A 12,645-nucleotide genomic window follows, 5' to 3' on the forward strand; every position below is an offset into this window, starting at 1 on the left:
TGTCCGGCCTTCTTACATTCCTCTCACAACTGTGCTGCACCGTGGGGTTCATGGCGACCAAACGAATTGCTGTCGGTGTCGGAATTCTCGTGGCGATGGGGCTGACGGGCGCGGCCGCGGTGGCCTCCGGGGCTCCCGCTCCGGTGTCCGGAAAGGCTTCCGCCGCAGCGCCCGGAAAGAAGGCGAAGAACCATCTTTACGCCTCCATCGGGGATTTCGACGCAAACGTGATGCCGTTGATCGATCGTCCCGATGTCGCCGGCGTGCAGCTGGTGGTGCCGTGGAAGGCGCTGGAGCGGAAGAAGAATCAGTATGACTTCTCGGAGATCGACCGGGCGCTGAACGCTCTGAAGTCCCGCCACAAGAAGCTGTTCATCCAGGTCCAGGACCGGTTCTTCGCGCTGCCGGCGAGGCTCCCGGACTATCTGTTGAAGGATCCGGAGTACAAGGGAGGCGCGGCTCCGACAAAGAACGAGAACGGCCTCGGCCCCGGTGAGCCCGGGGCGGTTGCGGCGCAATGGAACCCGCAGGTGCGGGGCCGTTTCCAGCAGCTGCTGAAGGCGATGTCACAGCGGTTCGACGGTCGCCTCGCCGGGGTGAACCTGCCGGAAACCGCTACCGAGGTGGACACCAAGAAGGACCACACCGGCTACAGCGACGACGCCTACTTCAAGGCAGAACTCGACAACATGGCCTACGGCAAGAAGGTCTTCACCAAGACGCCGTTCATCCAGTACGTCAACTTCTGGCCCGGTGAATGGAAAAACAGCCGCAAGTACATGAGCCGCACCTTCGAGTTCGCCAAGGCGCACGGGATCGGCCTGGGGGGACCGGACATCCTGCCGGACCGCCCGGCGCAGATGGAGAACTCGTACCCCTTCTTCAAGAAGTACCGGGGGCAGCTCCCCATGGTGGCCATGGCCGTACAGGAACCCGACTTCGAGTACAAAAACCCCAAGACGAAGAAGCCGTACACCCGGCAGGAGTTCACCGACTTCGGCACGAACACCCTCGGAGCCGACGTCATCTTCTGGGCCACAAGCGCGCCCTGGCTCCACCAGCCGGCGGCACGATAGAGCCCCCATTCCTCGCGGCTGGGTAAGGCGCCTTGTCACCCGAGGTCATGAGGTGACCTGACGCCCGCCGGCCAACCCACCCGGTGGGGCAAGTTGGGAAGGCGAGAACGGTCACGCCCAGGTGACGCGTTGCCCGTCGGGGCCGACGTGCAGCCGCATACGGTCGGCCGACGGGCACCCGTCCGCCTGCCAGCGTGCAAGGTGCTCGGTGATCTCGTCCCACAGGCGCCCCGCGCCGCCCTGCCGCACCATCCACCGCCCGCTGTCTTGGTAGACGACCGCCCATGACTCCGCGTCCACGTCGATCACGACGTGCTCCGTCCGGCCGTCCCGTTCCAGGGTGAGCCGCTGCGCGCGCGGCGCGGCGAACTGCGCGACGAACCGGGCTGTCCAGTCGTCGAGCACATCCGCGCCCAGCTCTGCGGGCATCGCCTCGCCCTCGGTGAGGTCCGGCAGCATCCCGAGCGGGGGCGGAAGGTGCGGACGGGCCAGCATGAACGAGACGTGTCCGCCGAGAACCGGGCCGCCGGCCGTGCCATCGTCGGCGACCGTGAGCCGTACGAGTTCGGAGGCGTGCATCCATCCGCCGACCGTCACCAGAACCTCACCGCCGGGCCGTGTCTGCGCAAGCCAGTCAGCCGGCACGGTGTGCACGCTGCACGTGGCGATCACGCGGTCATACGGGCGGCCCTCCTTATAGCCCGCCAGCCCGTCACCGATCACGCAGGTGGGCCAGTATCCGGCGCCCGCGAGAGCCATCCCTGCACGGGCGGACACCTCGGCATCGACCTCGACCGTGGTCACGTTGTCCTCGCCGACGACATGGCAGAGCAGCGCGGTTGAGTAGCCCGTGCCCGTGCCGATCTCCAGGACGCGCGTCCCCTCGGTCGCCCGCAGCTCTTCGAGCATCCGCACGACCAGACTCGGCAGGGTGGATGACGACGAGGGGGCCGCGGCGATGCGCCCCTCGACCTGGTCAGGGAAGACGCCCCCGGCGACCTGCGTCACAAGGCTGTCGTCTTCGTAGATCCGCGCGAGCCCTTCCGCGGAGTCCCCTGTCGCGGGCCGGTACCAGCCGCCCTCTTCGTACTCGAACCAGCCGCGCGAAAGGAACGCCTCGCGGGGCACCGTCATGACCGCCGCCTCCCCTTCAGGGCTGCGCAGGGCGCCGGACTTGGAGAGACGCCGCGCGAGGTCAGCCCGTAGGTGTTCCGAGTGCAGGGGGTCAGTCATGCCGACTCGCTCCGTTCTCCAACAGGTCTGCGATTGCGTGTGTGAGGGGCAGGAGGACCCGCCAGCGTGAGGCCGACGGGTCCTGTTGCTGCGCACCGTTACGAGTAGCGGCCTGTCCCTACTCCGGCACGAGCATCGACGGAGCAGGCGCTACTTGCCGTCCCCGCCCTGCGGCTGCGGCTCGCGGGGGGCCTCCGGGGGCATGGGCCCGCCGTCGTGCTTGCCGCCGTCCGCCTCCATGTCCGCGGGGTGCATGAACGGGACTCCGCGCCAGCCTTCCGCGTCGGGCGTGCGCGTCTCATACGTCTCGACAGCCAGGGCGCTCATCTACCAGCCTCCTCTTTCGCAAGGGGCCATGCCGCCGTACCGTCGAGGGCATGACCCATAGGGCCGCAGAGGTTTTCCTCCGCGGTTGGTCACCCGTCCCGGCTGCTCGACTGTCCAGGTTCCGCCGCCGGGGCGGGAGTCTTCGGGCGCTCATGGTTCCGTCGCCTCGGTCACCACTTCGGCAGTCATCGCTGCCCCTCGTGCTCGGGGTGGTTCCTGAGTTCGATGTTCAGGTCCACAACTTTGCTCTTGTCGCCCCGTGCCTCTGCCAACTGCCGCTCGTTTACCAGCGCCTGGCAGATATCGCACTCCGCTGCGGGCTTCGGGGCGGGCCGGGGTTCGCCGAGATGTACGGGTGGGGTCAGACTGCCGGACACGGCCACTCCTCTCCGTAGTGATTCCACTACCAGGAGTCCTCAGCGTGGCCTACAGTCAGGGACCATTCAACGTGTCACGTGCGGACGGAAGGACAGTGAAGGCCCTTTGAATCGCAACGACTTGAACCCGGACGCCTCCCCTGAAGCGGCCTACGGAGCGCGATTGCGCAGTCTGCGAGAGGCGCGCGGCTGGACGCAGGAGGAGCTGGGCGAACGTGCGGAGTATTCCAGCGTGCATGTTTCGGCCGTCGAAAATGGTCGGAAGCCTCCAACCCTCCGGTTCTCGCGCAGCGTGGACCGTGTCTTCGGCCTTGAGGGCACGGCAGACTCGTTCGAGCGTGCGTACCGCGAGATCAAACACGGCAGCCTGTTGGAAGGATTCCCGGAGTACGTCGGGTACGAAGGCCGGGCGGTAGAGATCCGGCTCTACAACATTGGGACCATCCCCGGTCTCTTGCAGACACCGGAGTACGCACGCGTGCTGGCGGACAGCGCCGTGCGGCGGGGCGCTGTCGCGCCCGAACAGGCGGATGAACGTGTCGCGTTTCTGGCAGAGCGTCAGGCGGCGCTGGAGCGGCAACGGCCGCCCATGGTGTTTGTGACCCTGGACGAAAGCTGTATTCGTCGGCCGGTCGGCGGCTCCACTGTCATGGACGCGCAGTTGGCGCGGCTGGTCGAGTTTGCTGACCTTCCGAACACGCTGTTGCAGGTGGCGCCGTACGACATAGGGGAGCGCCGCACGTTTGACCTGCCCGTCAACCTCTTGACGCTGCCGGACCGGTCCCTGGTTTGCTACGCCGAATCTCAGGCGCAAGGAAACCTGGACCGGGAAAGTACCTCCGTGGTGCCCATGTTGACGGCATACCATCAATTGCAGGCCGAAGCACTATCGCAGGCGGCATCCGTGGCCATGATCGAGCAGGTACGAAAGGGCACCCCGTGACAACCGACTCCCCCCGCTGGTTCAAGTCCTCCTACAGCAACCCAGCGAACGGCGGCGACTGCATCGAGGTTGCCGCCAATATCCCGGGCGTCGTTCCCGTCCGTGACAGCAAGGCCCCGCACGGCCCGGCGCTCACCTTCACCGCGTACGGCTGGTCGGCGTTCGTCGCCGCCGTCAAGGGTGGGGAGTTCCCTGCCTGAACCCGCAGCAGACCCCGAGTCACCGGCCCTCGCCACACGGCGGGGGCCGTTGTTATGTCGGCACACACGGGGTGGCGCCCACGAACCCCACCACACGCGGAAAAACACCAGCTCAGCAAGCGAAATGGCTTCAATAGCGCACTGAAACCCGGGCTTCTTAACCTCCGGTCGGTTGATGTGCCGCGTTTCTGCTGATGCACAAGGAGTTCCCCGATGAGTGGTCCGAAGGCCCAGGCGCAGTGGCAGGGAGTGGAGCGGACGTTCGCCGCGCTGACGCTTCCCGAGCTCTTCGAGGACCAGGTGCGGCGTACTCCTGACGCGCCGGCGCTCGGCTGTGGTGACGAGCAGCTCAGCTACCGGGAGTTGAACGCCCGCGCCAACCGGCTGGCCCGGCTGCTGACGGAGCGGGGCGTGGGGCCCGAGCGGATCGTGGCGGTCCTGGTGCCGCGGTCCGTCGATCTCGTGGTGTCGCTGCTGGCGGTGGCGAAGACCGGGGCCGCTTATCTGCCGATGGACACCGACTACCCGGCGGACCGCGTCGCCTTCATGCTGTCCGATGCCCGTCCGGCCTGTCTGCTCACCACGGCCGGGGCCGGGGCGACGGCGGAGGACTTCGACGGGCGCGCCGTGCTGCTGGACGCTCCGGACGTGGCGGAGGCGCTGTCGCGGGGCGCGGAGACCGACCTTGACGACGGGGCGCGGACCGCCCCGCTGCGTCCGGCGCATCCCGCCTATGTCATCTACACCTCGGGCTCGACCGGTGTGCCCAAGGCGGTGGTGATCGAGCACCGTGCGCTCGCCGACTACCTCGGCTGGTCGCGGCAGACGTACCCGAGCGCCCGCGGCACCTCGCTGTGGCACTCGTCGGTGTCCTTCGACATGACCGTCACCTCGCTGTGGGTGCCGCTGGTCAGCGGCGGCCGGGTGCTGGCGGGCCCGCTGGAGGGGGAGGCGTTCGGCGGTGCGCCGGAGTGCACCTTCCTGAAGGCCACGCCCAGTCATCTGCCGCTGCTGGATGTGCTCCCGGCGGGCTTCTCCCCCACCGAGGAGCTCATGCTGGGCGGTGAGGCGCTGATCGGTTCGGTGCTGGACGTGTGGCGGCGGCGGCACCCGGCGGCGACCGTGCTGAATGTCTACGGGCCGACCGAAGTGACCGTCAACGCGGCCGAGTTCCGGCTGGAGCCCGGTGAGCCGACCCCCGACGGTGTGCTGCCGCTGGGCCGGCTGATGGACAACGCCCGCGGCTATGTCCTCGATGCCGAGCTGCGGCCGGTGGAGGAGGGTGTCGCGGGTGAGCTCTACATCGCCGGGCCGGGGCTCGCGCGAGGTTATCTGGGGCGGCCGGGGCTGACGTCGGAGCGGTTCGTGGCCGATCCGTACGGTGCCCCGGGCAGCCGGATGTACCGGACGGGCGACCTGGCGCGCTGGCGCGCCGACGGGCAGCTGGAGTTCCTGGGCCGTACCGATCACCAGGTGAAGGTGCGCGGGCACCGGGTCGAGCTGGGGGAGATCGAGGCGGCGCTGCTGCGGCATCCGCTGGTCTCCCGGACGGTGGTGCTGGTCCGGGAGGACCGCGAGGGTGACCAGCGGATCGTCGCCTATGTGACGGGGACGGGCGGAGCGGGGACGGGCGGTGCGGAAGCGCCCGAGCCGGCGGTGCTGCGGGAGCTGGTCGGGGAATCGCTGCCGGACTACATGGTGCCGTCCGCCGTGGTCGTGCTGGAGCAGTGGCCGCTGACGCCCAATGGCAAGGTGGACCGGGCCCAGCTGCCCGTACCCGACTACGCCTCGCAGGCCGGGAGCGGTGGGCGGGCGCCCCGTGACGCCACGGAAGAGACCCTTGCCGCGCTCTTCGCCGACGTGCTGGGGCTGCCCGCCGTCGGCATCGATGACAATTTCTTCCACCTCGGCGGGCACTCGCTGCTCGCCACCCGTCTCATCAGCCGGGTCCGTGCCACGCTGCACGCCGACCTCACCGTCCGCGCGCTCTTCGAGCACCCCACCGTCGCCGCGCTCGCGCCGGAGCTCGCCGCCGCCCCCACGGCCCGCGGCCCTCTCGTGCCCGTCACGCCCCGTCCGCCGCGCCTTCCGCTCTCCCCCGCGCAGCGCCGGCTGTGGTTCGCCTACCAGTTGGAGGGCCCCAGCCCCACGTACAACATCGCGCACGCGTTCCGGATCGGCGGTCCGCTCGACCACCCGGCGCTGGCCACCGCCCTGGCGGACCTCACCGGGCGGCACGAGGCCCTGCGCACCCGTATCGCCGAGCACGACGGGGAGCCCTACCAGACGGTCCTTCCGGCCGAGCAGGCGCGCCCGGAGCTGCCCCTCGTCGCCACCACCGAGGAGCAGCTCCCCGAGCACCTCGCGGAGCAGGCCGCGCACGCCTTCGACCTCAGCCACGAGAACCCGTTCCGTGCCGTGCTCTACCGCCTGGCCGAGGACGAGCACGTCCTGTTTCTCCTCATGCACCACATCGCCGGCGACGGCTGGTCCACGGGCCCGCTGCTCCAGGACCTCGGCGCCGCCTACACCGCGCGCCGGGGCGGCAGCGCGCCCGTCTGGCAGCCCCTCGCCGTCCAGTACGCCGACTACACCCTCTGGCAGCGGGAGATCCTGGGCGCCGAGGACGACCCCACCAGCCTCGCCGGGCGTCAACTCGACTTCTGGCGTGAGCAGTTGACGGGTCTGCCGGAGCTACTGGAGCTGCCGCTGGACCGGCCCAGGCCCGCTGTCGCCAGCCATCGCGGCGCGAGTGTGCGCTTCGCCCTGGACGCCGGGCTGCACCAGGGTGTCGCACGGCTGGCCCGGCAGTGTGACGTCACCGTCTTCATGGTCTTCCAGGCAGCGGTCGCCGCGCTGCTGTCGCGGCTGGGCGCGGGCACCGACATCCCGCTGGGCACCGCCGTCGCCGGACGCACCGACGACGCCCTCGACGACCTCGTCGGCTTCTTCGTCAACACCCTGGTGCTGCGCACCGATGTCTCCGGCGACCCGAGCTTCCGGGAACTCCTCGGCCGGGTCCGGGACACCGATCTGGCCGCCTACGCCCATCAGGACGTGCCCTTCGAGCGGGTCGTCGAGGCGGTCAACCCGGTGCGTACGCTCTCCCACACGCCGCTGTTCCAGACGATGCTCACCTCGCAGAACACGCCGGACCACGGCGCCGCGACGGCCGGACTGGACGCCGTGGCCGAGGAAGTACCGCGGCGGACCGCGCGGTTCGATCTGTCCTTCCACACCTGGGAGCGGCAGGCCGCCGACGGCGCGTGGGCCGGGGTGGACGGGCTGCTGGAGTACGCCACCGACCTCTTCGACGAGGCCACCGCCGAGGCCCTGGTGGCCCGGCTGGTCCGGCTGCTCGGCGCGGCCGTCGCCGGGCCCGATCTGCCGGTCGGGGAGCTGAATCTGCTGACCGCCGCCGAGCGGGACCGGCTGCTGCACGCCTGGCAGGGCGAAGCGCGCGGGCTGTCCGGGCGGACGGTGCCGGAGCTGTTCGAGGACCGGGCCGCGGATGTTCCGGACGCCCCCGCCGTCGTGCACGAGGGCACCACGCTGACCTACCGCGAGCTGAACGAGCGGGCCAACCGGCTGGCCCGGGTGCTGGCCGCGCGGGGTGTCGGGCCGGAGAGCTATGTCGCCGTGGCGATGGAGCGGTCGGTGGAGCTGGTGGTCGCGCTGCTGGCGGTGCTGAAGGCCGGCGGCGCGTATCTGCCGCTGGACCCGACCTACCCGGCGGACCGGCTCGGCTTCATGCTGGCCGACGTCGACCCGGTGCTGGTGCTGACCGGGCGCGGGGTGATGGAGGAGGTCCCGGCGCCGTGCCCGCTGCTGCGGCTGGACGAGCCCGGTGCGGCCGCCGAGGTGGCGGCGATGGCCGCCGCCGACCTCACCGATGCGGACCGCAACGGCCCGCTGTCGCTGGACAACGCCGCCTTCGTGATCTTCACTTCGGGCTCCACCGGCCGCCCCAAGGGCGTCACGGTCCAGCACCGCTCCCTCGACGGCTATCTGTCCTGGACCCGGTCCGCCTACCCCGGCGTCGCGGGCACCGCGCTGGTGCACTCGCCGGTCGCCTTCGACCTCACGGCGACCGGCCTGTTCGCCCCGCTCACCTCGGGCGGCTGTGTGCAGCTGATCGAGCTGGACGCGTCGAGCGCGGCGGCCGAGGGTCAGCGCAGCCCCAGCTTCGTGAAGGCGACCCCGAGCCATCTGCCGCTGCTGATCGAGCTCCCCGACGCGTTCTCGCCCGACGAGCAGCTGGTGCTCGGCGGGGAGTCGCTGATGGGTGAGGTGCTGGACGAGTGGCGGGGCCGGCACCCCGGGGCGACCGTGATCAACGAGTACGGGCCGACGGAGACCACCGTCGGCTGCTCGGAGTACCGGATCGAGCCGGGGGACACCGTCCCGGCGGGTGTGGTCACCATCGGCCGGCCGGTCTGGAACACCCAGATGTTCGTGCTGGACGCGCGGCTCCAGCCCGTCCCGGTGGGCAGCCCCGGTGAGCTGTACATCGCCGGGGACCTGGTGACCCGCGGCTACCACCGGCGCCCCGACCTGACCTCCACCCGCTTCGTCGCCAACCCCTTCGGTCCGCCCGGCAGCCGGATGTACCGGTCGGGCGACCTCGGCCGCTGGCGGGCGGACGGACAGCTGGAGTTCATCGCCCGGGTCGACGACCAGGTCAAGCTCCGGGGCTTCCGGATCGAGCTGGGCGAGATCGAGGGCGTCCTCGGCGCCCACCCCGAACTCGCCCAGGCCGCGGTGATCGTGCGGGAGGACCGCCCCGGCGACAAGCGGCTGGTCGGCTATGCGGTCCCGGCCCCCGGCTGCTCCCCGGACCCGGCGGAGCTGCGCCGCTACGCCGCCCGGCAACTGCCCGACTACATGGTGCCGGTGGCCTTCGTGCTGCTCGACGAGCTGCCGCTGACGGTCAACCGGAAGCTGGACCGCCGGGCGCTGCCGGTGCCCGACTACGGCTCCGCGCGCGCCCCGGGCCGGGGTCCGCGCACCGCGCACGAGGAGATCCTGAGCGGTGCGTTCGCCGAGGTCCTGGGCCTGCCGCGGGTGGGCGTGGACGACAACTTCTTCGATCTGGGCGGCCATTCGCTGCTGGCGACCCGGCTGATCGCCGGGCTGCGCGGCACGCTGGGCGTGGAACTGTCCATCCGGGCGGTCTTCGAGACGCCCACGGTGGCGGGGCTCGCGGCCCGGCTCGACGAGGCCGAGCGGGCCCGTCCCGCACTGGTGGCGGCGGACCGCCCGGAGCGGGTGCCGCTGTCGTTCGCCCAGCGGCGGCTGTGGTTCATCCACCGCCTCCAGGGCTCCAGCGTCACCTACAACATCCCCACCTGGATACGGCTGTCCGGCCCGTTGGACCACGACGCGCTGCGGGTCGCGGTCGCGGACGTGGTGGCGCGGCACGAGGTGCTGCGCACGGTCTACCCGGAGGCGGACGGTGAGCCGTATCAGCAGGTCCTGCCGGCCGGGGAGCTGACGCCGGAGGTGTCCTTCGTCCCGGTGGCGGGGGAGGCGGGGCTGGCCGAGGCGCTCGCGCAGGCCGCCCTCCACCCGTTCGGGCTGGTCGGTGAACTCCCCCTCCGGGTCAGCGTGTTCTCGCTGAACGAGCGGGAGCATGTGCTGGCGGTGGTGATGCACCACATCGCCAGCGACGGCTGGTCGATGGCGCCGCTGGCCCGGGATCTGTCGGAGGCGTACGGCGCGCGCCTGGCGGGCCGGATCCCGGAGCGGGCCGCGCTGCCCGTCCAGTACGCGGACTACGCGCTGTGGCACCGGGAGCTGCTGGGGTCGGAGGACACCCCGGGCAGTGTGATCTCGCAGCAGCTGGCGTTCTGGGAGCGGGAGCTGGCCGGCGCCCCCGAGCTGCTCGCGCTGCCGCTGGACCGGCCCCGCCCGGCGGTGGCCAGTCACCACGGCGGCAGTGTGCAGCTGGAGCTGGACCCCGAGCTGCACCGTCAGCTGGTCGCGCTGGCGCAGAGTTCCGGTGCCACGCTGTTCATGGTGCTGCACGCGGCGATCGCGGCGCTGCTGTCGCGGCTCGGGGCCGGCACCGACATCCCGGTCGGGACCGCCGTGGCGGGCCGTACGGACGCGGCGCTGGACGACCTCGTCGGCTTCTTCATCAACACGCTGGTGCTGCGCACCGATCTGTCCGGCGACCCGACGTTCCGCGAGCTGCTGGCCCGCGCCCGGAAGACCGACCTGGCGGCCTACGCCCACCAGGACGTGCCCTTCGAGCGGGTCGTCGAGGCGGTCAACCCGGACCGGGTGCTGTCGCACTCCCCGCTCGTCCAGGTCGTGACGACGCTCCAGAGCTACCAGCGGGGCGCGCTGGACTTCCCCGGCACCGAGGCGACCGCGCCGAAGGTCACCAACGAGATCGCCAAGTTCGACCTGATCTTCTTCTGGGAGGAGCGGCAGGACGCGGACCTGGTCCCGGACGGCATCGGTCTCGAGGTGAAGTACGCGACCGACCTGTTCGACCACGGGACCGCGGTGACCCTCGCGGACCGGCTGCTGCGGGTGCTGCGGGCGGCCGTCGCCGATCCGGACCGCACGGTCGGGCAGATCGAGATCCTCGCGCCGCAGGAGCGCGACCAGTTGCTCTCCGGCTGGAACGACACCGCCCGCGGCACGCCCGCGGCGACCCTGCCCGCGCTCTTCGAGGAGCGGGTGGCGCAGGCTCCGGACGCGGCTGCCCTGGTCCACTGGGGCCGGACGTACCGCTACGCGGAGCTGGCGGAGCGGGTCAACCGGCTGGCCCGGCTGCTGATCGAGCAGGGCGTGGGCCCGGAGCGGGTGGTGGCGCTGGCGCTGCCGAAGTCGGCGGAGCTGATCGTGGCGATGCTGGCCGTGGTCACGGCGGGCGGGGCCTATCTGCCCGTCGACCCGGAGTACCCGGCCGAGCGGATCGCCTACATGCTCGACGACGCCCGCCCCACCTGCCTGCTCACCCTCACCGGCACGCCCCTCCCGGAAACCGACTGCCCCCGCCTGCTCCTGGACGACCCCACCGTCGTCGCCGAGCTGAACGACCTGCCCGCCACGCCCCTCGACGCCCGCGCCAAGCTCCAGCACCCCGCGTACGTCATCTACACCTCCGGCTCCACCGGCCGCCCCAAGGGCGTCGAGGTCACCCACGCCGGCGTGGCCGACCTGTCCGCCGCCGCGCGGGAGAACTATCTGCTGGACGGCGACAGCCGGGTGCTTCAGCTCTCCTCGCCCAGCTTCGACGCCTCGGTGATCGAGCTGGTCATGGCGCTCACCACCGGCGCCGCCCTGGTGGTCCCGGACGGCGGGCCGCTGGCCGGTGAGGCGCTGGCCGAGGTCCTGCGGGACACCCGGATCACCCACACCCTGATCCCGCCGGCCACCCTGGCGACGATCCCGGACGGTCAATTCCCGGACCTGCGCACCCTGGTGACCGGCGCGGACGCAGTGAGCGTGGAGCTGGCCGGCCGCTGGGCCACCCGGTACCGCATGATCAACTCGTACGGTCCGACCGAGTCCACCGTCGCCGCCACGATGAGCCGCCCGCTGTCGGGCGAGGGCGTGCCGCCCATCGGTGTCCCGGTCGCCAACACCCGGGCGTACGTGCTGGACGCGGGGCTGCGGCCGGTGCCGGCCGGTATCCCCGGCGAGCTGTACCTCGCCGGGCACGGCCTCGCCCGGGGCTACCGGAACCGGGCCGCGCTGACCGCGGAGCGCTTCGTGGCGAACCCGTACGGGGCGCCCGGGGAGCGGATGTACCGCACCGGGGACCTGGTGCGGTGGCGCGCCGACGGCGAGCTGGAGTACGTCGGCCGGACGGACGCCCAGGTGAAGGTGCGCGGCTTCCGTATCGAACTCGGTGAGATCGAGGCGGTGCTGGACGCCCATCCGCGGGTCAAGCAGACGGTGGCGCTGGTCCGCGAGGACAGCCCCGGCGACAAGCGGATCGTGGCGTACACCGAGCTGCTGCCCGAGCTGTCCGGTCCGCTGCCCGCCGAGGAGCTGCTGGAGCAGATCTCCGGCAGTCTGCCCCGGCACATGGTGCCGTCCGCGGTCGTCGTGGTGGAGCAGTGGCCGCTGATGCCGAACGGCAAGGTCGACCGCAAGGCGCTGCCGGTGCCGGGCCGTCCGGCGCCGTCCGCCGGATCCGAGGGACCGCGGAACCCGCGCGAGGAGACGCTCTGCGGGCTCTTCGCCGAGCTGCTGGGGCTGCCGGAGGTCGGCATCCACGACAGCTTCTTCCGGCTGGGCGGGCACTCCCTGCTGGCGACCCGGCTGATCAGCGGCATCCGGGCCGCGCTCGGCGCCGAGGTCACGGTCCGGACGATCTTCGAGAATCCGACGGTCGCCCAGCTCGCGCAGCAGCTCGACGGCGCCCGCAAGGCCCGCCCGTCCCTCCGTTCCATGCGCCGCCGGCCGTCCTGAACCACCGGTGGTGCAGTCCGCCCGGCCGGTCCCCCCTGTTGTGAGTTCCTGAAGGA

7 protein-coding genes are annotated in these 12,645 nt (G+C 71.2%); 4 read left to right on the top strand and 3 right to left on the bottom strand.

Translation table 11 applies throughout. The features are described 5' to 3' along the window. Positions 1-50 precede the first annotated feature (50 nt). Entirely contained in the window at positions 51-1,076 is a 1,026-nt protein-coding gene (locus ACFWJW_RS14375; RefSeq protein ID WP_387239760.1) for a hypothetical protein, read from the top strand. Positions 1,077-1,187: 111 nt separating this feature from the next. Here ACFWJW_RS14375 and tgmC read toward each other — a convergent pair whose 3' ends face one another. The 3 genes from tgmC to ACFWJW_RS14390 form a co-directional block, all read right to left on the bottom strand. Continuing rightward, a complete protein-coding gene (gene tgmC, locus ACFWJW_RS14380) occupies positions 1,188-2,309 on the bottom strand; it encodes an ATP-grasp peptide maturase system methyltransferase (RefSeq protein ID WP_387239763.1) in 1,122 nt (373 codons plus the stop codon). 150 nt (positions 2,310-2,459) lie between these two features. After that, entirely contained in the window at positions 2,460-2,636 is a 177-nt protein-coding gene (locus ACFWJW_RS14385; RefSeq protein ID WP_235468077.1) for a hypothetical protein, read from the bottom strand. A gap of 185 nt (positions 2,637-2,821) precedes the next feature. Beyond that, entirely contained in the window at positions 2,822-3,013 is a 192-nt protein-coding gene (locus ACFWJW_RS14390) for a hypothetical protein (RefSeq protein ID WP_387239766.1), read from the bottom strand. Between the two features lie 106 nt (positions 3,014-3,119). Here ACFWJW_RS14390 and ACFWJW_RS14395 point away from each other — a divergent pair, with 106 nt between their 5' ends. The 3 genes from ACFWJW_RS14395 to ACFWJW_RS14405 all read left to right on the top strand — a co-directional run bounded on the left by ACFWJW_RS14395 (position 3,120) and on the right by ACFWJW_RS14405 (position 12,589). Then, entirely contained in the window at positions 3,120-3,956 is an 837-nt protein-coding gene (locus tag ACFWJW_RS14395; protein ID WP_387239769.1) for a Scr1 family TA system antitoxin-like transcriptional regulator, read from the top strand. After that, positions 3,953-4,156, top strand: coding sequence for a DUF397 domain-containing protein (locus tag ACFWJW_RS14400; RefSeq protein WP_387239772.1), 204 nt, complete (start codon positions 3,953-3,955; stop codon positions 4,154-4,156). The genes ACFWJW_RS14395 and ACFWJW_RS14400 overlap by 4 nt, the downstream gene beginning before the upstream one ends. Before the next feature lie 213 nt (positions 4,157-4,369). Then, on the top strand, positions 4,370-12,589 hold the full coding sequence (locus tag ACFWJW_RS14405; RefSeq protein WP_387239775.1) for an amino acid adenylation domain-containing protein: 8,220 nt from the start codon (positions 4,370-4,372) through the stop codon (positions 12,587-12,589). Positions 12,590-12,645 lie beyond the last annotated feature (56 nt).

It is taken from the genome of Streptomyces sp. NPDC127097 (assembly GCF_042724075.1).
Classification (GTDB): domain Bacteria; phylum Actinomycetota; class Actinomycetes; order Streptomycetales; family Streptomycetaceae; genus Streptomyces.

Coding starts and splice junctions, on each gene's coding strand:
- ACFWJW_RS14375 (WP_387239760.1), top strand. CDS start 51: ATGGCGACCAAACGAATTGCTGTCGGTGTCGGAATTCTCGTGGCGATG.
- tgmC (WP_387239763.1), bottom strand. CDS start 2,309: ATGACTGACCCCCTGCACTCGGAACACCTACGGGCTGACCTCGCGCGG.
- ACFWJW_RS14385 (WP_235468077.1), bottom strand. CDS start 2,636: ATGAGCGCCCTGGCTGTCGAGACGTATGAGACGCGCACGCCCGACGCG.
- ACFWJW_RS14405 (WP_387239775.1), top strand. CDS start 4,370: ATGAGTGGTCCGAAGGCCCAGGCGCAGTGGCAGGGAGTGGAGCGGACG.